18 protein-coding genes are annotated in these 21792 nt (G+C 69.8%); 7 read left to right on the top strand and 11 right to left on the bottom strand.

The annotated features are described in order from the left end of the window. The first annotated feature begins 174 nt into the window (after window positions 1-174). Window positions 175-3480 (top strand): arabinosyltransferase domain-containing protein, encoded by a 3306-nt coding sequence (locus tag NBRGI_RS40810; RefSeq protein WP_235211276.1) that lies wholly within the window; start codon window positions 175-177, stop codon window positions 3478-3480. 7 nt (window positions 3481-3487) lie between these two features. On the opposite strand, the gene rarD is transcribed toward NBRGI_RS40810, so the two are convergent. Beyond that, entirely contained in the window at window positions 3488-4384 is an 897-nt protein-coding gene (rarD, locus tag NBRGI_RS40805) for an EamA family transporter RarD (RefSeq protein WP_029903345.1), read from the bottom strand. Between the two features lie 35 nt (window positions 4385-4419). Here rarD and NBRGI_RS40800 point away from each other — a divergent pair, with 35 nt between their 5' ends. Both NBRGI_RS40800 and NBRGI_RS40795 read left to right on the top strand, forming a co-directional pair. Beyond that, window positions 4420-6843: an HAD-IC family P-type ATPase gene (locus tag NBRGI_RS40800; protein WP_029903343.1), complete on the top strand. Its 2424-nt coding sequence runs from the start codon at window positions 4420-4422 to the stop codon at window positions 6841-6843. An 80-nt stretch (window positions 6844-6923) separates the two neighbouring features. Continuing rightward, on the top strand, window positions 6924-7742 hold the full coding sequence (locus NBRGI_RS40795; RefSeq protein ID WP_029903340.1) for a PhzF family phenazine biosynthesis protein: 819 nt from the start codon (window positions 6924-6926) through the stop codon (window positions 7740-7742). 158 nt (window positions 7743-7900) lie between these two features. Here NBRGI_RS40795 and NBRGI_RS40790 read toward each other — a convergent pair whose 3' ends face one another. Continuing rightward, window positions 7901-8440 carry a helix-turn-helix domain-containing protein gene (locus NBRGI_RS40790; RefSeq protein ID WP_029903338.1) on the bottom strand — a complete coding sequence of 180 codons (540 nt, stop codon included), beginning with the start codon at window positions 8438-8440 and terminating at the stop codon, window positions 7901-7903. Between the two features lie 37 nt (window positions 8441-8477). Here NBRGI_RS40790 and NBRGI_RS40785 point away from each other — a divergent pair, with 37 nt between their 5' ends. Next, the gene (locus tag NBRGI_RS40785) at window positions 8478-9443 is read left to right on the top strand and encodes an alpha/beta hydrolase family protein (RefSeq protein ID WP_051728416.1); all 966 of its coding nucleotides are present in this window, start codon (window positions 8478-8480) and stop codon (window positions 9441-9443) included. 7 nt (window positions 9444-9450) lie between these two features. Here NBRGI_RS40785 and NBRGI_RS40780 read toward each other — a convergent pair whose 3' ends face one another. From NBRGI_RS40780 to lspA, 3 genes are all read right to left on the bottom strand, one after another. Next, a complete protein-coding gene (locus NBRGI_RS40780) occupies window positions 9451-10098 on the bottom strand; it encodes a hypothetical protein (protein ID WP_029903334.1) in 648 nt (215 codons plus the stop codon). Window positions 10099-10198: 100 nt separating this feature from the next. Further along, window positions 10199-11125 (bottom strand): RluA family pseudouridine synthase, encoded by a 927-nt coding sequence (locus tag NBRGI_RS40775; RefSeq protein WP_029903332.1) that lies wholly within the window; start codon window positions 11123-11125, stop codon window positions 10199-10201. Beyond that, complete coding sequence (lspA, locus tag NBRGI_RS40770; protein WP_081878453.1) at window positions 11122-11817, bottom strand: signal peptidase II; 696 nt, start codon at window positions 11815-11817, stop codon at window positions 11122-11124. Before lspA ends, NBRGI_RS40775 begins: the two co-directional genes overlap by 4 nt. Window positions 11818-11893: 76 nt before the next feature. Here lspA and NBRGI_RS40765 point away from each other — a divergent pair, with 76 nt between their 5' ends. Both NBRGI_RS40765 and NBRGI_RS40760 read left to right on the top strand, forming a co-directional pair. Further along, window positions 11894-12847, top strand: a complete 954-nt coding sequence (locus tag NBRGI_RS40765; protein ID WP_014983187.1) for a hypothetical protein — start codon at window positions 11894-11896, stop codon at window positions 12845-12847. Then, window positions 12844-13563 (top strand): hypothetical protein, encoded by a 720-nt coding sequence (locus tag NBRGI_RS40760; RefSeq protein WP_051728415.1) that lies wholly within the window; start codon window positions 12844-12846, stop codon window positions 13561-13563. The genes NBRGI_RS40765 and NBRGI_RS40760 overlap by 4 nt, the downstream gene beginning before the upstream one ends. 14 nt (window positions 13564-13577) lie before the next feature. Here NBRGI_RS40760 and NBRGI_RS40755 read toward each other — a convergent pair whose 3' ends face one another. From NBRGI_RS40755 to NBRGI_RS40735, 5 genes are all read right to left on the bottom strand, one after another. Beyond that, on the bottom strand, window positions 13578-14012 hold the full coding sequence (locus NBRGI_RS40755; RefSeq protein WP_029903321.1) for a ubiquinol-cytochrome c reductase iron-sulfur subunit: 435 nt from the start codon (window positions 14010-14012) through the stop codon (window positions 13578-13580). Window positions 14013-14027: 15 nt separating this feature from the next. Further along, window positions 14028-14597 carry a DUF6529 family protein gene (locus NBRGI_RS40750; RefSeq protein WP_029903319.1) on the bottom strand — a complete coding sequence of 190 codons (570 nt, stop codon included), beginning with the start codon at window positions 14595-14597 and terminating at the stop codon, window positions 14028-14030. Continuing rightward, on the bottom strand, window positions 14587-15240 hold the full coding sequence (locus NBRGI_RS40745; protein WP_029903318.1) for a hypothetical protein: 654 nt from the start codon (window positions 15238-15240) through the stop codon (window positions 14587-14589). The genes NBRGI_RS40750 and NBRGI_RS40745 overlap by 11 nt, the downstream gene beginning before the upstream one ends. A 153-nt stretch (window positions 15241-15393) precedes the next feature. Next, window positions 15394-16026, bottom strand: coding sequence for an NADPH-dependent FMN reductase (locus tag NBRGI_RS40740; protein ID WP_029903315.1), 633 nt, complete (start codon window positions 16024-16026; stop codon window positions 15394-15396). Beyond that, a complete protein-coding gene (locus tag NBRGI_RS40735; protein WP_029903313.1) occupies window positions 16023-16922 on the bottom strand; it encodes an alpha/beta fold hydrolase in 900 nt (299 codons plus the stop codon). Before NBRGI_RS40735 ends, NBRGI_RS40740 begins: the two co-directional genes overlap by 4 nt. 116 nt (window positions 16923-17038) lie before the next feature. Here NBRGI_RS40735 and NBRGI_RS40730 point away from each other — a divergent pair, with 116 nt between their 5' ends. Then, entirely contained in the window at window positions 17039-20311 is a 3273-nt protein-coding gene (locus NBRGI_RS40730) for a BTAD domain-containing putative transcriptional regulator (RefSeq protein WP_029903311.1), read from the top strand. Between the two features lie 160 nt (window positions 20312-20471). Here the strand turns inward: NBRGI_RS40730 and NBRGI_RS40725 are convergent. Further along, window positions 20472-21792 (bottom strand): acetate--CoA ligase (locus NBRGI_RS40725; RefSeq protein WP_029903309.1); only part of this gene is annotated, 1321 nt, incomplete at its 5' end.

Raw genomic sequence — 21792 nt, 5'->3', positions numbered from 1 at the left:
GCCGGTAATGCTTCGGCCGACTCTGCGTAGTCTCCGTTCCGGAGCGCGGTCGTCGCGGTCGGCTCGTCGAGCCGGCCGCGACACGGTGGGGATGGCAACGGCCGTGTCCGCGATTCGGACGCATGTACCTGGCACTCTGTGTCGTCCGATGTTTTCGCGCTAGCATGCACCGTCGTGACTGTCTCTGACGCTGTGCGCGAATCTCCTCGACCCTCGGCACAGCATGGAGACCAGCAAGAAGCCCGCACCGCGATCGGCGCCCGACGCCTGCGGTTGCTCGCGATCGTCAGCGGCCTCATCGCGGTGCTCGCCGCGGTGTCGCTGTCTTTCCTTCCGGTGCAACAGGATCAGGCGAGTGTGTCGTGGCCGCAGGCCGCGGCGGTGACCTCGGTGACCGCGCCGCTGATCACCTACGCGCCGATGGACCTGTCCGCCGAGGTCCCGTGCGCCGCCTTCGACGCGCTCGCCGACACGGGCGGCGTTGTGCTGTCGACGATTCCGCGGCAGTCCCCGGATCTGGAACGCTACGGCTTCGTCGTCAAGGTCGTCGCGGACACCGCGGACCGGCCGGGCCGGGTGGACGTGGTCTCGCGCAACACGCTGCTGTGGTCGTCGTCGCTGAGCGCGGTCCGCAACGGGTCCTGCGCGCTCGCGATCGAGATGAACACACAGCGGACCACCGTGTCGGTGCGGGGCCTCGCCGATGCGGGCAAGGAGTTCGGCGGCGATATCCGCCCGCAGGTGGTGGGCGTGTTCAGCGAGCTGACCGGTGCGGCGCCCGCCGGCCTGCACGTGAATGTGCAAGTGGATTCCCGGTTTTCGTCCTCGCCGACCGTGCTGAAGCGCATCGCGATCGGGCTGGCGGCGTTGGCCACGGTCGTTGCCCTGGTCGCGCTGTACCGCTTGGACAGCAACGACGGCCGCGCGTCGCGGCGCTTCCTGCCCACCCGGTGGTGGCGGCTGCGGCCGCCGGACTACCTGGTGTTCGCCACACTGCTGGTGTGGCACTTCATCGGCGCCAACACTTCCGACGACGGCTACATCCTCGGGATGGCCCGCGCCTCGCAGAGTTCCGGCTTCATGTCGAACTACTACCGCTGGTTCAGCGTCGACGAAGGGCCGTTCTACACGCCCTACACCGACATGATCTCGCTGCTCGCCCAGGTTTCGTCGGTGAGTCCCTGGGTTCGGCTGCCCACCTTGTTCGTCGGCGTCCTCACCTGGTGGGTGATCAGCCGCGAGATCCTGCCGCGCCTGGGCGTCGCGCTGCGCGACAACCGGATCGTGGTCTGGACCAGCGCGCTGGTGTTCCTCGCGTTCTGGATGCCCTACAACAACGGCTTGCGCGCGGAACCCTTTGTGGCACTTGGCGTGATCCTCACCTGGGCCTCGGTCGAGCGGGCCGTCGCGACCCGCAGGCTGCTGCCGTACGCCCTGGCGATCATCGTCGCGGCGTTCACCCTGACCGCCGCGCCGTCCGGATTGATCTGCCTCGGCGCGCTCGCGGCCGGCGCGCGCACGATGACCGCGGTGCTGGTGCAGCGGGCGAAGAAGTCCGGCTACCTCGCGCTGCTGCTGCCCGGGCTGGCGGCCGGCGTGGTGGTGCTGACCGTCGTCTTCGCGGACCGGACCCTGGCCGGTGCCCGCGAGATGTTCTACGTGCACGGCCGGATCGGCCCCGGCGAATCCTGGTTCTTCGAGTTCCTGCGCTACCAGTACCTGCTGCAGATCAATGCCGACGGCTGGCTGACCAGGCGGTTCGGCATGTTCGTGCTGTTGCTCGGCCTGGTGGCGTGTGTCGTCACGATGCTGCGCCGGGGCGGGCACATCCCCGGCACCGCGGTCGGTCCGTCGCGCAGGCTCATCGGCATCACCTTCGCGGCGATGGTGTTCCTGATGTTCTCGCCGACGAAGTGGACCCACCAGTTCGGCGTCTTCGCCGGCTTGGCCGCCTGTGTCGCGGCGCTCACCGCGGTCGCGATCAGCCCCCGGGTCATGCGCCCGCTGCGGAACCGGGCGCTGTTCGCCGCCGCGATCTTCTTCGCGCTGGCGCTGACCTTCGTCGGCGCGAACGGCTATTGGTACGTGTCGGCGTGGGGCATCCCATGGTGGGACAAGCCGCCGACCTTCGCGGGCTTCGGCCTGTCGAGCTTTGCCGCGGGCGTTTCGGTGCTCGCGCTGGTGCTCGCGGCGTGGTTCCACATTCGCCCGGCAACCGGGCCGCGGCCGGACTCGCTGCCCGGGCGGATCGCGCGCGTGCCCCTGCTCGCCGTGGTAGCGGCGGCCATGGTGCTGTTCGAGGTGCTGTCGTTCGCGAAAGCGGCTGTGGCGCAATATCCGTCGTATTCGCTCGCGCAATCGAACCTGTCCTCGGCCGTTTCCGGCGGTTGCGGTCTGGCCGATCAGGTGCTGATCGAGACCGATCCCAACGCGTCGGTGCTCAGCCCGCTGACCGGTTCGGCCGCGACGGCGCTGGCCGGCCCGGAGACCACCGGTTTCACGCCGAACGGGGTGGCGACCGACCTCACCTCCGACGAGGTCGAATCCACCACGGGCAAAGCGAATTCCGTCACCAGCGCCGATTCCGGCGATACCGCCGATCCGAAGGCGGGGTCGAAATCGCCCGGGTCGGAGACCGGCACCTCGGGCGCCGGGATCAACGGCAGCAATGTCCCGCTGCCGTTCGGTCTGGATCCGGCGGCCATTCCGGTGCTGGGCAGCTACCGCGACGGCGCGCAGGTGCCCGCCGAGCTGACCAGCGGCTGGTATCGACTTCCGCAGGACAGCAACGGAAGTCGCGGTCCGATCATCGCGATCTCGGTGGCGGGCCGGATCCGGCACGTGGACAGCGACGGCATCGTGCACCCCGGCCAGGAGTTGCGCGTCGAGTACGGGCGGTCCGCGGCCGACGGCACGGCGGTCACCCTGGGCAGTGTCGATCCGATCGATATCGGGCCGTCGCCGTCGTGGCGCAATGTGCGGGTGCCGTTCGACCGGCTGCCCGCGGACGCCGACGTCGTCCGGATCGTCGCCAGTGACAAGGATCTCGGCAAGGATCAGTGGCTGGCGGTGACCCCACCGCGGGTGCCACAGCTGAAAACCATGACGGCCGTGGTGGGTTCGCAGACGCCGGTCCTGCTGGACTGGGAGGTCGGCATGAACTTCCCCTGCCAGAACCTGGCGCCCACCTATGCGGGCGTCGCGGAGCTGCCAGCCTATCGGATCCTGCCGGACCGCAACGGCGCCACCATCACCAACCTCTGGCAGGCGCACGACGGTGGTGGCCCGCTCGGCTGGACCCAGCTCCTTTTCACCGCCCGCGCCCTGCCCACCTACCTGAACAACGACTGGGATCGCGACTGGGGCTCGATCGAGCAGTACCTCCCCTTGGACGCCAACGCCCAGCCCGCGAAGGTGACGATCGACGAGACCCGCCGCTGGGGCACCTGGACCCCGGGCCACATCAACACCGCCTGGTAACCGGCGGTCAGGATGTCTTCGCGACCTGCCGGGTGCGGCGGGCGCGGAGGAGGGCGTGGGCGGTGAAGACGCCCAGGGCGGTCCAGATCAGGGCGAAACCCGCCCAGCGGGAGGCGGGCATCGGCTCGTGCGCGACGGCGACGCCCCAGGCCATCTGCAGGGCGGGGGTGAGGTATTGGAGCAGGCCCATGGTGGACAGCGGAACCCGCTGCGCGGCAACCGAGAACAGCAGCAGCGGCACCAGGGTGACCGGCCCGGTGGCCAGCATGAGTGCGGTATGCCCGGGGCCGGAGGCGAATTCGCTGCGGCCGAGCACCGCGAGCACGATCACGAAGGCCAGCGCGAACGGCGCGGCCACCACCCCCTCGGCGGCGATCCCGCGCAGCGCGTCCAGCGGGATCACCTTCTTGACCAGACCGTACGTCGCGAACGAACAGGCCAGGATGAGCGCGATCACCGGCGGCCTGCCGTAGTCGACGGTCAGCACGGCCACCGCCGTGGCCCCGAGTCCGAGCGCGACCCACTGTGCGGGCGCGAGCCGCTCGCGGAAGATCACCACGCCGAACGCGACGGTGACCAGAGGGTTGATGAAGTACCCCAGCGCGCACTCCACGACGTGCCCGGAGATCACCCCGTAGACGTACACGCCCCAGTTGACCGCGATCGCCGCCGAGGCCAGCGCGGCCAGCCGCCAGGTCCGCCCGTCGATCCCGCGCAGCTGCCCCAGCCGCCCGGTCGCCGCCAGCACCGCGAGCACCACCACCAGCGTCCACAGAATGCGCTGCGCGACCACCTCCGCGGCCCCGGCGAACGCCAGCAACCCGAAGAACGCGGGGAACAGACCCCAGAGGAAAAAGGCGCTCGTACCGAACGCAACACCAGGGATAGACCGGTTCCGCTGCACGCTTGCGACGCTACTTCTCACGTAGCCTTGCGGTCATGTCGACTACCGTGCAGGCATCGCGTGCCACCGGACTGACCGCGGCGGAGGTCGAGCAACGTCGCCGCGACGGGCTCACCAACGACGTGCCCGATCGGGCCAGTCGTTCGGTGCGCGACATCATCCGGGCCAATGTCTTCACCCGGATCAACGCCATCCTCGGCGTGCTGTTCATTCTGGTGCTGTCCACCGGCTCGATCATCGACGGCATGTTCGGCCTGTTGATCGTCGCGAACAGCGCGGTCGGCATCATCCAGGAGGTTCGCGCCAAGCGCACCCTGGACCAGCTGGCCATCGTCAGCCAGGCCAAGCCGACCGTGCGCCGCGACGGCAAGGCGGTCGAGGTGGCCCCGCGCGAGGTGGTGCTCGACGATCTGATCGAGCTGGGCCCGGGTGACCAGATCGTGGTGGACGGCGAAGTGGCCGAGACCTCGCTGCTGGAGGTCGACGAATCGCTGCTCACCGGCGAGGCGGATCCGATCGACAAGCAGATCGGCGACCAGGTGATGTCGGGCAGCTATGTGGTGTCCGGCTCCGGCTGCTACCGCGCGACGAAGGTCGGCAAGGACGCGTACGCGGCGAAGCTGGCCGACGAGGCCAGCAAGTTCACCCTGGTGAAGTCGGAGCTGCGCAGCGGTATCGACACGATCCTCAAGGTGATCACCTACCTGCTGATCCCGGCGGGCGCGCTCAGCATCTACAACCAGCTGGTCTCCAGTAAGGAATCGTGGCGGCCCGCGGTGACCGGCATGGTCGCGGCGCTGGTGCCGATGGTGCCCGAGGGCCTGGTGCTGATGACCTCGGTCGCCTTCGCGGTGGGCGTGGTGCGGCTGGGCCGGCGCAAGTGCCTGGTGCAGGAGCTGCCCGCGATCGAGGGACTGGCCCGGGTGGACGTGGTGTGCGCGGACAAGACCGGCACACTGACCGAGAACGGCATGCGCCTGTCGGAGATCAAGACGCTGGACTCGTTCGCGGACAACGACGTTCGGCAGGCGCTGGCCGCGCTGGCGGCCGACGATCCGCGTCCGAACGCGAGCGTGCAGGCCATCGCGGAGGCGCTGCCGGACGGGCCGGGTTGGCAGCGCACCGCCGTCGCCCCGTTCTCCTCGGCCAAGAAGTGGAGCGGCTGCTCCTACGGCGAACACGGCGACTGGCTGCTCGGCGCGCCCGACGTCCTGCTCGACGCGGCCTCCGAAGAGGCAAGGGTGGCAGAGGAACTCGGGTCCTCGGGGTTGCGCATCCTGCTGCTCGCGCGCAGCGACCGTCCGGTGGACGCCGCGGACGCGCCGGGCACCGTGCGACCCGCGGCGCTGGTCGTGCTGGAGCAGCGGGTCCGGCCCGACGCCAAGGAAACGCTCGAATACTTCGCCGACCAGAACGTGTCGATCAAGGTGATCTCCGGCGACAACGCCGTCTCGGTCGGCGCGGTCGCCTCCTCGCTCGATCTGCCCGGCGGCGATCACGCCGTGGACGCGCGCGAATTGCCCGACGACCGTGACCGACTCGCCGACGTGCTGGAGCACAAGACCACCTTCGGCCGGGTCCGCCCGGACCAGAAGCGCGCCATGGTGGCCGCGTTGCAGTCGCGTGGGCACACCGTCGCGATGACCGGCGACGGCGTGAACGACGTACTCGCGCTGAAGGATTCCGATATCGGCGTGGCGATGGGCGCGGGCAGCCCGGCCACCCGTGCGGTGGCGCAGATCGTCTTGCTGGACAACAAGTTCGCGACCCTGCCGTACGTGGTGGGCGAGGGCCGCCGGGTGATCGGCAACATCGAGCGCGTCTCGAACCTGTTCCTCACCAAGACCGTCTACTCGGTGCTGCTCGCGTTCCTGATCGGCCTCGCGGGCGTCGGTTCGCAGATCTTCGGCTACGACCCGATCGGCTATCCGTTCCTGCCGCGCCACGTCACGATCGCGGCCTGGTTCACCATCGGCATCCCGGCCTTCATCCTCTCGCTCGCGCCGAACAACGAACGCGCCCGCAGCGGATTCGTCCGGCGCGTCATGCGATTGGCCATCCCGTCGGGCGTGGTGATCGGCGTGGCCACCTTCGTGGCCTATCTGATCGCCTATGCGGGCCCGGAGGCCACCGAGCAGCAGAAGGAGCAGGCGGGTACCACCGCGTTGATCACGCTGATCATGATCGCGGTGTGGGTGCTGGCCATCGTGGCCCGGCCGTACGTGTGGTGGAAGGTGTTGCTGATCGGCACCTCGATCGCGGCGTATGTGTTCTTGTTCACGGTGCCGTTCACCCGGGAGTTCTTCAAGCTCGACCCGTCGAACGTCGCGCTCACCACGGCCGCATTCATCTGCGGCGCTGTCGGAATCGTGCTCGTCGAGGTGGCCTGGTGGGTGAGCGCGGCGCTGCTCGGCGACAAACGGGAACTGTTTCCGACCGCAAATAGTGCAGGAGCCTGACAAACTGGACACCTGACCCGGCGCGCCGCGAGAAGCCTTGTGCGAGGCGCGTATTCAGTGTTGGAGTACCTTCTCCCATTATGGAGGTACTGCTGCACCAGATCGACGCGTTCGCGGACGCACCGTTCTCGGGCAACCCAGCCGCGGTGATGCCGCTCCCGTCATGGCTCCCGGACACGTTGCTGCAACACCTGGCCGAGGAGAACAACCTCGCCGAAACCGCCTTCTACACCGCGGAATTACCGCCCGACGCGGGCGCCCCGCCGGGGGAGTGGCCCGCGTTCCACCTGCGCTGGTTCACCCCGGCGGTGGAGGTGGACATGTGCGGGCACGCCACGGTGGCCAGTGCCGCACAGATTTTGGAGGATATGCATCCGGGCGCCGATCGGGTGAGCTTCTTCACCCGCAGCGGCTGGCTGCACGTAGACCGCACCGACGACGACGAATTCGTGCTCGATCTGCCCGCCGTACCCGCGGCCGAGGTACAGCCCGACGTCGTGCTCGTCGCCGCGCTCGGCGTCCGCCCGGTGCGCGCGTTCACCGGCGCGGACGAGGTGATCGTGGTGGCCACCGAACAGGAAGTCCGCGACGCCGAACCGATTTTCACCGCGTTCCCGCCGTTGGCGCGCGGCGCGATCGTCACCGCGCGAGGCGCGGACACCGACTTCGTCTCGCGCTTCTTCGCGCCCGGCGTCGGCGTGCCCGAGGACCCGGTCACCGGATCGGCGCACGCGCAACTGGTTCCGCTGTGGGCGACCGAACTCGGCCGGACCGAGCTCACCGCCCGTCAGCTGTCCCGGCGCGGCGGCAGCCTCCGTTGCGAGCTCGTCGGCGACCGCGTGCTGCTGACCGGCCGCTGCCGCCGCTACCTGGACGGCGTTGTGCGCCTACCGGACTGACCGAATCCGCGCGACTCCGGCCCGCCCCGGAGTCGCACCGAGCCACCGCGGTGCCCCATGGCCGCACCGCGGTGAAATCAGGCCTCTGCCGGGATGACACGGGGTTGACTCATCCCGGCAGAGGCCTGCCCGAGTGTCGGCAGCACGCGCCGATCGAGTTACTCCCGCGGCGGCTCCGCCACGGGGAAGAGGATGGGGCTCAGGAGATATCGCGCACGCTGCGGGGCGGACTCGTTGCCGAGGACCGGTACGATGGCCGCGCGCAGCGCGCCGATGAGATCTTGGACCTCGTTGTCGCTCAACCAGATCGCGTGCTGTCGGTAGCCGACGAGGTCGGCGGCGGGATCGGCGTCGTCGCGGTCGAGATAGGCGTTGAACTCGGCGAGCAGGGTGGTCATGGCGATCGCGAAGACGCGGCGGTGGTCTTCGGCGGTGAGGGCCTGGGCGGCGTCGTCTTCGATGGCCGCACGCTCGTCACGCAACCGATAGTGCCGTTCGAGCACACCCCGGACCCGTTGCTCCTGTGCCACTTCCAGGATGCCGTGGCCTGCGAGTAGGTCTACGTGCCGGTACACGGTGGCTTTGGAGACATCGGGCAGCCGTGCGCACAACTGAGCGGTGGTGAGCGTCCGGCCGCCGCGCAGCGCGTGCACGAGGCGCAGGCGCACCGGATGCGCCAGTAGATCGACGGAGTCCATAGGTCTAACTTTCTCACATCTGATAACGTTCTCAAACATGAGAATAGAAGAGGCGGACCTGGCATCCGCGTGGACTGTCCCGGACCGCGTCGATCCCGGCACGTTCGACGAGTACGACGTCATGCTCGACGCGGGTGATCGTGCGGTGCCCGGCACGGTGACCGCGCCGCGCGGTGCACACGCTGGTCCCGGGGCCGTATTACTCGGTGGGGGAGGGCCTTTCGATCGTGACTACACATTCGGGCCGAACAAGCCACTGAAGGATCTCGCCTGGGGATTGGCGAGCCGGGGCATCGTGGTGGTTCGGTTCGACAAGGTCACCTACACCCACCCCGAGGTGACGGCCGACCCCGACTTCACCGTGGCGGTGGAGTACGTGCCCCATGCGGTGTCAGCGCTGCGGCTGCTGCGCGAGTCGGAGAACGTCGATCCGGTACGGACTTTCGTCGTCGGGCACAGCATGGGGGGCAAGCTGGCGCCCCGGGTCGCGGCCGCTGAGCCCACGGTCGCCGGGCTGGTGCTGCTCGCCGCCGACGCCGAACCGATGCACCGGGCCGCGGTGCGGGTGGCACGCTATCTGGCGTCCGTCGCCCCGGGCGCGCAGGCCGATGCCATGGTCGAAACCTTCACGCGCGCGGCGGCGGTGGTGGACAGTCCCGGCCTGTCTCGCGAAACCCCTGCGCACGTCCTGCCTTTCGGTATGGGTGGGGCCTACTGGCTGGACCTGTTGCACTACGACCAGGTCGGTACCGCAGCGGCGCTGCCGCAGCCGATGCTGCTCCTGCAGGGCGATCGTGACTACCAGGTGACCGTCGAGGACGACCTGAGCCGTTGGCGGGCGGGTTTGGCCTCGCGCACCGATGTCACGATTCGCACCTATCCCGCTGCCAACCACATGTTCTTCCCGGGCACCGGGCCGTCGACCGCCGCCGAATACGAACCGGCCCAGCATGTCGACCCTGCCGCTGTCGACGACATCGCCGACTGGATCCTGCGGCACTGAAATTCGGTCAGCGATCCGGAACCGGGCCGTCGTCGGGGCCGGGGAGGGCGGTGTCGAGTTGGTCGGGGAGCAGGGGGACGACGGCGAAGCGGCCGGCTACCGCGTCGGCGGGGAGGGCTTGCACGGCGCGGACGCCGTTCTGGGCGGCCAGGTTTCGAAGGCTTTCGAGGGGGCCGCGCAGTACCAAGCCCACCGTGCAGGGGCAGCCGGCCCGGAGGCGGGCGGCCGAAAGCGCGATGATCCGGGTGGATCGTTCGTCGGGCCCGGGGCGCGGGAGCAGCCAGGCCGCGGCGTCGGCGGAGGCGACGGCCGCCGCGTCGCCCGCGGGCACCGGCACGGCCACGAGCGGGGTCTGCACGCGTGGTATCTGCACCCGGTACAGCACCTGGGCGACGCGCAGGCCGCCGCTGTGCGGCGGGATCTGCTCGGGGGCAACGGCTTCGGTGAACGACACCAGGGCCCAGTGCTCGCCGTCGTCCGTGCCGTTCAGTGAATCCCGCGCCCGGGCAAGGTAATCGGCGACCTGTTCGCCACGTTCCGGGCCGAGCCGATCCGTGAAGACGCCCGCCTCCCGTGGCGGGCTCAGCACACCCAGCAGCACGACGAGACCGACGACGACAACGACCACGGCGCCGAAGAGGAGCCCCCGGCGCAGCGAGCCGCGCCGCGCTCCGGCTCTCCCCGCCGGAGCGGAATCGGCTTGCCCCGCCGGAGCGGAATCGGCTTGCGCCCCAGCGGAGTCCGGCGACCGCCGGTCAGGCATTGCGCAGGACGTCCACGGCGTTCTTCAGATCGTCGGGGTATTCGCTGGTGATCTCCAGCCAGCGGCCGTCGGCCGGATGGTGGAAACCGAGCGAACGGGCGTGCAGCCATTGCCGTTCCAGACCGAGCCGTTCGGCCAGGCGCGGGTCCGCGCCGTAGGTGAGGTCACCACAGCAGGGGTGCCGGATCGCCGAGAAATGCACCCGGATCTGGTGGGTGCGACCGGTTTCCAGATGGATGTCGAGCAGGCTGGCGGCCTGGAAGGCCTCGATGGTGTCGTAGTGCGTGATGCTGGGGCGCCCGTCGGCGGTGACCGCGAACTTCCAGTCGTTGCCCCGGGCCCGGCCGATCGGCGCGTCGATGGTGCCGCTGCTCGGGTCCGGATGTCCCTGCACCAGTGCGTGATACCGCTTCTCGATGGTGCGCTGTTTGAATGCCCGCTTGAGCACCGTGTACGCGTGCTCGGACTGCGCGACCACCATCACCCCGGAGGTGCCGACGTCGAGCCGGTGCACGATGCCCTGGCGCTCGTGCGCGCCGGAGGTGGAGATGCGATAACCCGCCGCGGCGAGGCCGCCGATCACGGTCGGCCCGGTCCAGCCGACGCCGGTGTGCGCCGCGACGCCGACCGGCTTGTCCACCGCGACGATGTCGTCGTCCGCGTAGAGGATGCGCATGCCCTCGACCGGCGCGGCCTCGATCTTCAGCTCCCGCTTGGGTTCCGGGAACACCACCTCGAGCCAGGCGCCCGCGGCCAGCCGATCGGACTTGCCCGCCGCGATGCCGTCGAGCTGCACACTGCCTTCCTCGGCAAGCGCCGCGACCGCAGTGCGGGAAAGGCCGAGCAGCCGGGACAGTCCCGCGTCGACCCGCATGCCGTCGAGCCCGTCGGGCACGGGCATGGTGCGTGTCTCCCTCATGCCGTGTGTCCTTCGGTGCCGGTCTTGCTCGGCGCGGCGGGTTCGACGGCACTGTCCTCGGTGGTGTCGCGTCCGGTCCGCGTGCCGTTCGGCTCGAATCCGAACACGGTCAGCACCACCAGCAGGATCGCGCCGCACACGATCGAGGAGTCCGCCACGTTGAACACCGGCCACCAGCCGATCGCGATGAAGTCGACCACATGCCCCTGCAACGGTCCCGGTGCACGGAACAACCGGTCCACCAGGTTACCGAGCGCGCCGCCCAGCACCATGCCGAGACCGATGGCCCACCACAGCGAGCGCAGCGTGCGCCCGATCCGGATCACGCCGATCACCACGGCCGTCGCGACCAGGGTGAGCAGCCAGGTCATGCCGGTCGCCATGGAGAACGCCGCACCGGGATTGCGGACCAGGCTGAACCTGGCGAAATCGCCGATGATCGAGACCGGCTCGCCCGGCTTCAGGTTCGCCACCACGATGCTCTTGGTGAGCAGGTCGAGGGCCAGCAGCACCGCGGCGATGATCAGCAGGGTGCGTAACCGCTGCGGTGGGCGCGCCGGTGTGTCCGGTGGTGTCGCGCCCGTGCCCGGGGGCGTCGCCGACGGTGCGGACGGCGTGGCAGCCGCCGCTCCCTCAGCGGTCGGTGCGGGGTTCTCCTCGGGCGGCCGGTCATCACTCACACCCACCATCATCGCTCGAGCGACGCGACACCTTGTGCGGTGGTCACCCGCAAGTCCCAGCTGACACTCAGGAACCGGTCGTACCCTGATGCTCGTGACGGTGTTGTCTTCCCCCCACATTCCCAGGCGTGCGCGCTCGGGTGTGCTGCTCATAGTGCTCGCGGTCGGCCTGACCACGTTCGGAACCGGCTGCAGCGACGGCGCTCAGTCGCGGTCGGAGGCCGACAGCACCGAGCCGCTCGGTTACGGAAAAGAAGTGACCGTGCCCATTCCGGCCGCGATCACCACCGTCGTGTCGCCCGGCGCGGAGCCGCGCTCGCTGCTGCGGCCCGACTATCCGGCGGGCACCGTGCAGCAGGTGACGCTGCATACCTCGCACCGGATCGAGCAGCAGATCAACGATCAGGACGCGCGCGACTTCTCCACGCCCGCGTTGTCGATCCCGATGACCGCGAAAACCGACGCGGACGGCATCGATCTCACGCTCGGCGCCGTCACCACCCCGGATCCGACGCTGGCCAAGGCGTTGACGAAGACCGACGGCTCGCACGCCGGTTTCGATCTGAGCGATCTGGGCGCGATCACCGCGCTGCGGCTCGAGCCCGCACCGGAAACCTCGAACCCGGCCAGAGCCGCGCTGGAACAGGCCTTCTATCAAGCGGTCTACCGTTCGATCGCGTTCCCCGATCAGCCGGTCGGCGAGGGCGCGGTGTGGACGGTGCGCCAGGAGGTGACCGGCGGGGTCATCCTCGAACAGATCACCACCGCGACGCTGACCAAACGCGAAGGCGACCGGCTGACCATCGAATTGGACGTCACGCAGCAGCCGAAGTCGAAGGTGTGGAACCTGCCCAACGACGCGGGCAAGCTCGACATCCAGGACTACGTCATGCAGGGCACCGGCACCATCACCGTCGATCTCGGCCTGCCGCTGCCGGTGGCCGGGTCGATCACGGTCGGCGGCCACCAGGCCTACCACGATCCGCGCAGCGAAAGCGTGCTGCAACAGACGATCGACACGCAGGTGTCGTGGACGGAATGACCCGTGGCCGCGGCCTGATGCTGGCCGCGGCGACCACCGCGTTCGTCTCCGCGTGCGGGTCCTCGTCCTCGTCCGCGCCCCCCGCGGGACCGGAGCTGCCGCCGCTCGGCCCGGCCGCGACCGCCGCGCCGGTGCAGAGTCCACCGGCTACCGACTCCGATCGGCTTTATCGGCAGCTGCTCACCGGCGCCGATCTGCCTCGCGACTTCACCGCGTTGCCGCCGCGGGCCGACGCGCCGACCGGCGCGCCGACCACCCCGACCGATCCGGCCGACTGCGCGAAGGTGCTCACACCATTGGGGGAGCAGCGTCCGGGCGCGCTGGCGCAGGCCGCGATCCAGTACGCGGGGCCGAATTTCTCCAGCATCGACATCGATGCGGCCAGCTATCGGAACGACGCGGTCGCACCCGCGTTCGCACAGATGCAGGCGACGCTGCGACAGTGCGTCCACTACTCCGGCGCCGACGCCACCGATATTCCGATCGACTACCGCGTCGGCGGCCTCACCCCGCCGCGCGCCGGTGACGCCGCCACCGCCTTCCAGGTGCGGACCAGCAGCGAAGGGCTCACCTTGCATTCCGCGGTGGCGATCGTGCAGGTCGGGGCCACGCTGGCGCAGATCGCGGTGACCGCGCCGGAAGCAGTGGACGAACGGGTGCTCAGCGAACTCACCGCGGCGCAGGTGCGCAAACTACAAGGGGTGCCGGGCCCCTGATTCGAACAGTTCGGCTAGCCCGGTAGCACCGAATCACCGACCACCCGAATAGTTTTCGCAGCCAACGGCCGCGGGGCCGGGCCGCCGGCCACCGTGCCGTCCAGCGCGTACCTGCTGCCGTGGCAGGCGCAATTGATGGTGCCGCCGGAGACGGTCGCGACCTTGCAGCCCGCGTGCGTGCATACCGCGGACAGTCCGACGAACGACCCAGCACTCGGCTGAGTGATCACGGTGTCGCCGACGATCACCCCGCCGCCCACCGGAATATCGGCCGTCTTGGCGATCGCGTCGGCCGTCGCGTTACCCGGCGGCTCGGCCTGCACCGGTTTCGGCACGGGCGCAGCATCTTCCTTGCCATAGGTGGTGCACGCGGTGAGCGCCGCGGCGGCGACAACGGTGCTCGCCGCGACCACGGTGCGGCGCGTGAGCTGTGGTTCGTCGTGCGTCATGGGGTCGATCTCCGATCAGAAGGTGAGGCCGTTGTGCTGGAAGAACCAGAGCGACGAGGTGAGCCAGAGTCCGGTGAGCCCGCTCAGCACCAACCCGCCCGCCGCCGGAATCACCCAACCGGGCAACCCCTTTCGCGTGAGCAAGAGCATCTTGGCGACGAACGCGCCGTAGAAGCAGCAGCCGAGCAGCGAGTGCCAGAGCACCCGGGCGTCGTAATCCTGAAAACCCAAGGCGTACAGACAGTGCACCGCGACCGGCACACTCACCAGCACGGCCAGCCTGCCCGACCAGACGTGCGCGGTCGCGATCCAGGACGGTGTGCGCACGGGCAGCTTGCCGTACATCGCCAGCGCCGAAACGAACTGACCGAGTGCGAGCACGAAAGCGACGGTGGCCAGCCACGCTTTCACCGCCTGCGGACCGGAGAACCCGGCGACATTGACCGAGAAGGCCGACGGCTCATGCGTTTTCCCGTACACGCCGAGCAGTACCGCTACTGCGGCGCCGACCAGCACGGCAACGGCGATGGCCGCCGCACCGGCTTGTGGCCGTCCGAGGGGCGCGGTCTCGCGCTCAGCCGACACTGTCACCACCGCTTACCTTGGTCGCCATGATCTTCTTGCCGTTGACGATTGCGGTCGCGTCCGCGGCCAAGGCCGGTGCGGGCGAGGTGCTGCCGTCGGCGGCCCGCTGGACGCCGGTGACCGCGCCGTTGCCGTCGACGATCCAGCTCTGCCGCACGCCGCCCTCGGTGTAGACGTAGAGTCCGGCGGGCGATTGCACAGCCGCAGTGCTGAATTCCCACTGCTTCGCACCGAGGGTGAGCGTGCCGGTGACGGTCTTGCCGTCATAGCGTCCGTCCAGCCCGGCCTCGTTCCTACCGGTCAGCTTCAGCGTTGCGTCCACGGCAGTGCCCTGCAACCAGGACTCGACCGAAGCCCCGTCGCAGGCATAGGCGATCGCCTTGCCCTCTTCGACGGTGATCGACAGCGTGATCGGTGCGCCCGTCGCCGGTGCGATCCTGCCGACATAGTCCGCTTTCGCCGGAAGCCGCACCGGCACAGGCACATCGGTAAGCGGCGCTGCCGGGGCGACCACACTTGGGGTTCCTGCCGTATTCTTCTCCGCCGCAGCGGGTTCGGTCTCTTTCGACATATTGACAACGATCAACCCGATGCCGAGCACCGCCACCGCAGTCAAGGTGAGCCAAGGCCCGAGACGTCTCATAAGATCTCCTCGAAACACGGCCGCCAGATCACGCGCACCGCTTTCCCTTGTCTACGGCCCACCCACCCCTGCGGTTCAACCACGCATCACATCTGCGCCCAGCGTGTGTTCGCTGCGGGCGAGCGGCCGACGTCCAGCAATGCATCTGAATGGTCAGGGGATGAAGGGGGTGGTGGTGCGGGCGGTGCGGAGGGCGGTGGCCCACCAGAGGAGTTGGTCGACGGTAGCGGTGGTGGCGGCTTCGAGGTCGGGGTCGCGGCGGGGCCAGGAACCGTTGGGGGCGAAGCGTTGCCAGGCCTTGGTGATGGTGAGGGTGCGGCGGATGGGTACTGCGTTGAGTTCGCCGAAGACCTGGCGGAGCTGGGTGGCGGCGTGCCCGCCGTCGGAGTCGGTGCCGTAGCCGACAACGGTGACCGGCTTGGCCGCCCACTCGGTGTCGAACCAGTCGATGGCGTTCTTCAGGGCGGCGGGGAAACTGCGGTTGTATTCGGGCGTGACCACGACGAACGCGTCGGCGGCGGCGAGCCGATCGCCGAACTGCCGCACCGCGATCGGCGCCGGTTCGTCGTGGCCCGTCAGTTGGTCGGGCAGCCCGGCCGTCGCGAGGTCGAGCCGATCCACCTGCAGGTCGCGGCGGCGCAGCTGCCGGGCGAACCAATCGGCCACGGTCGGCCCGAACCGCCCGGTGCGGGTGCTGCTCTGGATCAGCACCACCCGCAACCGGTCCGGATCGCCCGCCACCCGACTCGCGTACCGCGCCGGGTCGCTTCCGCGCTGCTGTGTCACAGCGTGTCCTTGACGGGCGCGTCGAGGAAGGCCGGGATCATCGGCAGCAGCAGGTCGGGCCGGTGCACCAGCGTGACGTGCGTGGTGCCGGGCAGGATGGCCAGCTGTGCGTTCGGCAGCCCGGCCGGGGTGTCGCCCATGATGCCGCCGCCGAAGAGCCGGAACATCTCGACCGCGTGCTCGGGCCGGACGATATCGGAATCGCCGATCACGGTCAGGGTCGGCGCCTTGATCTTGCGGGCGTCGTCGGGCGCGACCTCCGGGATGCCGTTCATGTCCTGCTCACGTACCCGCTCGACCAGCTTCGGGAAGTCCTCCGGGCGCGGCGCGTTCTTCAGGTAGTCCTCGTGGAACGGCGACCCGTGCAGCATCTCGGGCTTCAGGTCGGCGAGCCCTTCGAGCAGCCCGGGATGCATGCCGCCCGCACCCAGCGACCCCGCCGCGAGGATCTGCTTGCGCACCAACTCCGGGTTCTTCAGCGTGATCTCCAGTGCCACACCGGCGCCCATGCTGTAGCCGAGAATGTCGGCCCGCTGCACGCCGATCTGCTTCAGTAACGCCACGGTGTCGGCGGCCATCTGCGGGGTCCGCAGCAGCCGATCGACATCGGCGGTGCGGCCGTGCGCCTGCTGTTCCACCGCGATGACCTGGCGGGTCTTGGACAGTTCGGGGATCAGCTGGCCGAAGTCGGTGTCGATGCCCGAGAGCGCGCCGTGCAGCAGCACCAGCGGCGGCTGATCGGTCGCAGCACCGTGCACCTCGTAGTACATGTGCAGACCGTTGACGTCGGCGTAGGCGCCGGGCGTGGACTTCTCGGGCTGGTCCGCGGTCGCGCAACCGGTCAGCAGCGCGGTGGTGGCGAGGGCAGCGGCGGCGAAGACGGTGGTGAGTTTCATCGGAGGCTCTTTTCTGTGGGGAGTTCGTCCTGCGTTGTCACCAACTCTGCGCGGCCTGCCTTCCGGTTTGTTTACGGTGTGATTCCGCCCCTCGAGGGCATGGTTAAGCTGCCCGTATGCGGTTTGGTGTGCTCGGTCCGTTGACGGTCTGGACGGACGGCGGCACAGTCGTGCCGATTCCCGGGACAAAGGTGCGGGCGTTGCTGGCCGACCTGCTGGTGCAGCCGGGGCAACCGGTGTCGAGCGATCGCCTGATCGATGACATCTGGGCCGACGACCCGCCCGGCAACCCGGCGGGCACCCTCGCCGCGAAGGCCTCGCAATTGCGCCGGGCGCTGGAGGACGCCGAGTCCGGCGCCCGGGAGCTGGTGGTCTCGCCGCCGCCCGGCTACCGGCTCGCCACCACCGCGGTGGACGCGTTGCGTTTCCGGGAATTGGTGGCCACCGCGCGGGCGTCCACCGAGCTGCGCGAGCGGGCGCGCACCCTCACCGAGGCGCTCGCGCTGTGGCGCGGCCCCGCGTTCGCCGACTTCCGGGACGCCACGTTCGCCCAGCCCGCCATCGCGCAGCTGACCGAGCAGCGCCTGGTCGCGGTGGAGGAACTGGCCGAGGCGCGCCTGGCTCTCGGCGAATACCGGGACGTCGCGGGGGAACTCGCCGCGATCGTCGCCGAATATCCACTGCGGGAACGTCTTCGCGCCGCACAGCTGAAGGCGCTCTACGGCGCGGGCAGGCAGGCCGAGGCGCTGGACAGCTACGCGGATCTGCGTAGGCAGCTCGCCGACGAACTGGGTCTGGACCCCAGCCCGGAGCTGGTCGCGCTGCACGGCTCGATCCTGGGCCAGGATTTGGTGCTCACCGCCGCGCCGCCGGCGCCGGTGCTGCGGCGGCGCACCTCGAACATCCCCGCCCAGCGCACCGAACTCATCGGGCGGGCACACGATCTCGCCGAGGTGCGGCGCGCGGTGGACGAGGCCAGGCTGGTCACGCTGACCGGTCCGGGCGGTGTCGGCAAGACCCGGCTGGCCTTGGCCGCGGCCGCCGCGCTCACCGACCGTTTCGCCCAGGGCGCCTGGCTGGTCGAATTGGCGCCGCTGCAACCCACTGCCGCCGACGGCCCCTGTTTCCTCGTCGACGCGGTCGCGCAGGTGCTCGACATCCGCACCGACGACGGCGGCGACCCCGTCGAACTGGTTCGCGCCGCGCTGGCCGAGCAGGAACTGCTGCTCGTTCTCGACAACTGTGAACATGTCGTCGATTACGCCGCCGATCTGGCGGAGCTGCTGCTCGGCGCCGCGCCGAACCTGCACATCCTGGCGACCAGTCAGGAGCAGCTGCGCCTGCCCGCCGAAGAGGTCGTCGCGGTCGAACCGCTGACCGTGCCGGCTGCCGACACCGACCTGGTCGCCCTCGAAAATGCCGGTGCGGTCCAGCTTTTCGTGACCCGCGCGCGGGCGAGCGATCGTAATTTCGTGCTGGACGCGGACACCGCGGCCGCGGTCGCCACCCTCTGCCGCCGGCTCGACGGCATCCCGCTCGCCCTGGAACTGGCCGCGACCCGGGTCCGCGCGCTCGGCGTGCACGAGATGGTCGCCCGGCTCGATGACCGCTTCCGGCTGCTGGCCACCGGTCACCGCGGCGCGCCGCCCCGCCAGCAGACGCTGACCGCGATGATCGACTGGAGCTGGGGGCTTTTGGACGAGACGGAGCAGACGGTGCTGCGCCGCCTGGCCGTTCACGCAGGCGGCTGCACCCTGGAGGCGGCCGAGATCGTCTGCGCCACAGGGGGATCGCACGGCCATCCGCCCGCCGGACCGATATCCGGCAACAGTGTGATCGCGCCCGGCCCCGGTATCGTGCTCGATCCGTCGACGGTCGCCGATGTGGTAGGGCGGCTGGTGGATCGATCGCTGGTGCAAGCCGTCGGCCGGCGGTACCGACTGCTGGAGTCGGTGGCGGCGTTCAGCATGGATCGCCTGGCCGAAGCGGGGGAGTTCGATACGGCCTTCGAGGCGCACCATCGGTACTACCTGGAACTGGCCGAGCGGGCAGCCCCCGAGCTGACCGGCGCCGATCAACGCCGGTGGCTGCTGCGGTTGGACGCCGAGGTCGCGAATCTGCGGGTGGCACTGGACGGTTACCTGCGCGCGGGCGCGGCCGAGCACGCACTGCGGTTGGTGAACGCGCTCGCCTGGTACTGGTTCCTGCGCGGGCGGCTGGCCGAGGCGCGGCGCTGGTTCGAGGCCGCGCTGGCGCTGGGCGGCGCACCCGAGCAGCGCGCGCCCGCACTGGCCTGGCGGGCCGGGTTCGCCTTTCAGCAGGCGGAATTCACCGGCGGCGCGGCCAAGCGGGCCGAGGTGTTCGCGGTGTTCGACACCATCGACGATCCGGCGGGGCGGGCCAGGGCCGAACTGTTCCTCGCCGTCTCCGCGCTGGATTCGGGCGACCTGCCCGAACTGGAAGGCCTGGTGCACCGGGCACTTCCGGTCTGCGAGCGGCTCGGCGACCGCTGGGGCGTGGCCACCGCGCATGTGGCGCTGGCGCAGGCCGCGCACAGTCGCGCGGATCTGACGGCGCTGGCGCACCACGCGCGCTCGGCCGCGCGCCTGTTCGCCGAGATCGATGATCGCTGGGGCAGGCTCCAGGCCGCGGAATGGCTTGGTGGCCTGGCCGAATTGACCGGCGACCTGGCCGGTGCCGCCGACATCCACACCGAGGCATTGGGTTTGGCGCAGGAGCTGGAGCTGTGGGGCCAGGTGTGCACCCATCTGTGCTGGCTCGGCTGGATCGCCATGCAGCACACCGAATTCGAGCGTGCCCGCGGCATGGGCGAGCAGGCGCTGCGTCTGGCCGCCGAGCACGGTTACGGCCCGAGCCGGGTGTTCGCCTCGATCGTGCTGGCGTTCACCGCGCGCCGGGTCGGCGAATCCGAAGCGGCCGAACGCATGCTGCGCGAGCTGTTGGCCATGACGCCGACGGAGGGCGAGGAGACGCCGCTGTTCCTGCCCATGTTGCAGGTCGAACTCGGCTACCTGCACGAGCAACGCGGGGAGTTCGCCGCGGCGCTGGCCATGCACCTCGACGCCCTCGACGGCGCCCAGCGCATCGAAGCGCCCCGCGACACCGCCTTCGCGCTGGCCGGTCTCGCGGCCGCCGCCGGGGCGCTCGGCGAATTCGATACCGCGGCGCAGCTTTTCGGGGCCGCCGAAACCGTCCGCGAGGCGAACGGCATGCCGCTGCTCCCGGCCGAACGCCCGGACATCGAACGGCCCGCCGCCGCTGTCCGCGCCGCCCTCGGCGAGGCCGCGTTCACCGAGGCGCACACGGCGGGCGCGAAACTCACCGTGGCCGAGGCTCGGCGGCTGGCCGCGGCGACCACCCCGAGCTGAACGGCGCACGCGGGGGCGGACCCGGTCCCCCTCATCGATGGGTAACCGGGTCCGCCGTCAGCGGGTTACCCCGCAGCGATCGTGTCGAAAACCTTGGATCCTGGTCGCGAGGGACCCGGCCCGCCCCTCGTCAGTCGGCCGGGTCCGTCGCGGTGCGGGCTCACCCGCGGGCGATGGCCTCGAAGACCTTGGGGTCGACCAGGGTCGAGGTGTCGCCGAGTTCGCGGCCCTCGGCCACGTCACGCAGCAGCCTGCGCATGATCTTGCCGCTGCGGGTCTTCGGGAGTTCCGGCACGAGGTGGATCTCGCGGGGCCGGGCGATCGGGCTGATGTCGTGCGAGACCGCCGCTTTCAGCTCGGTGACGAGGGTCTCGCCGGTGTTCGCCGCGCCCGCGGCGAGGATGACGAAGGCGACGATGGCCTGGCCGGTGGTCTCGTCGCTGGCGCCGACCACGGCGGCCTCGGCGACCCCGGAGTGACCGACCAGCGCCGATTCCACCTCGGCGGTGGAGATCCGGTGGCCCGATACGTTCATCACGTCGTCGACCCGGCCGAGCACCCACAGGTCGCCGTCGGCGTCGAGCTTCGCGCCGTCACCGGCGAAATACCAGCCGGCGGCGGCGAATCGGGCCCAGTAGGTGTCGCGGAACCGGTCCATGTCGCCCCAGATGCCGCGCAGCATCGACGGCCACGGCTGGTCCAGCACCAGCAATCCGGCTGCGCCGCGGCCGAGTTCGACGCCGTCGTCGTCGACGACCTTGGCCGAGATGCCGGGCAGCGGTGTCATCGCCGCGCCGGGTTTGGCGGCGGTGACGCCGGGCAGCGGCGAGATCATGATCGAACCGGTCTCGGTCTGCCACCAGGTGTCCACGATCGGCGTGCGATCGCCGCCGATGACCTCGCGGTACCAGCGCCACGCTTCCGGGTTGATCGGCTCGCCGACGCTGCCGAGCAGCCGCAGCGACGACAGGTCGTGTGCGTCGGGGATCTCGCGGCCCCACTTCATGAACGTGCGGACCAGCGTCGGTGCCGTGTAATAGATGCTGACGCGGTACTTTTCGATGATCCGGAAATGCCGGTGCTCATCGGGCGAGTTCGGGGTGCCCTCGTAGACCACTTGGGTGGCGCGGTTGGCCAGTGGTCCGTAGACGATGTAGCTGTGGCCGGTGACCCAGCCGATATCGGCGGTGCACCAGTAGACGTCTTGTCCGGCTTTGTGATCGAAGACGTTGTGGTGGGTGTAGGCGGTCTGGGTGAGGTAGCCGCCGCTGGTGTGCAGGATGCCCTTGGGTTTTCCGGTGGTGCCGGAGGTGTAGAGGATGAACAGCGGGTGCTCGGCGTCGAAGGCCTGCGCCTCGTGCTCGGGCGAGGCATCGGTGACGGTGTCGTGCCACCAGAGGTCGCGTCCCTCGGTCCACGGCACCTCGATTCCGGTGCGCCGCACCACCAGTACGTGCTCCACGGTGGACGGCGCACCGCCG

Source organism: Nocardia brasiliensis IFM 10847, assembly GCF_000710915.1.
Classification (GTDB): domain Bacteria; phylum Actinomycetota; class Actinomycetes; order Mycobacteriales; family Mycobacteriaceae; genus Nocardia; species Nocardia brasiliensis_A.
The sequence above is the reverse complement of the archived record's forward strand: the minus strand, read 5'-3'. Positions and strand labels throughout refer to the sequence as shown.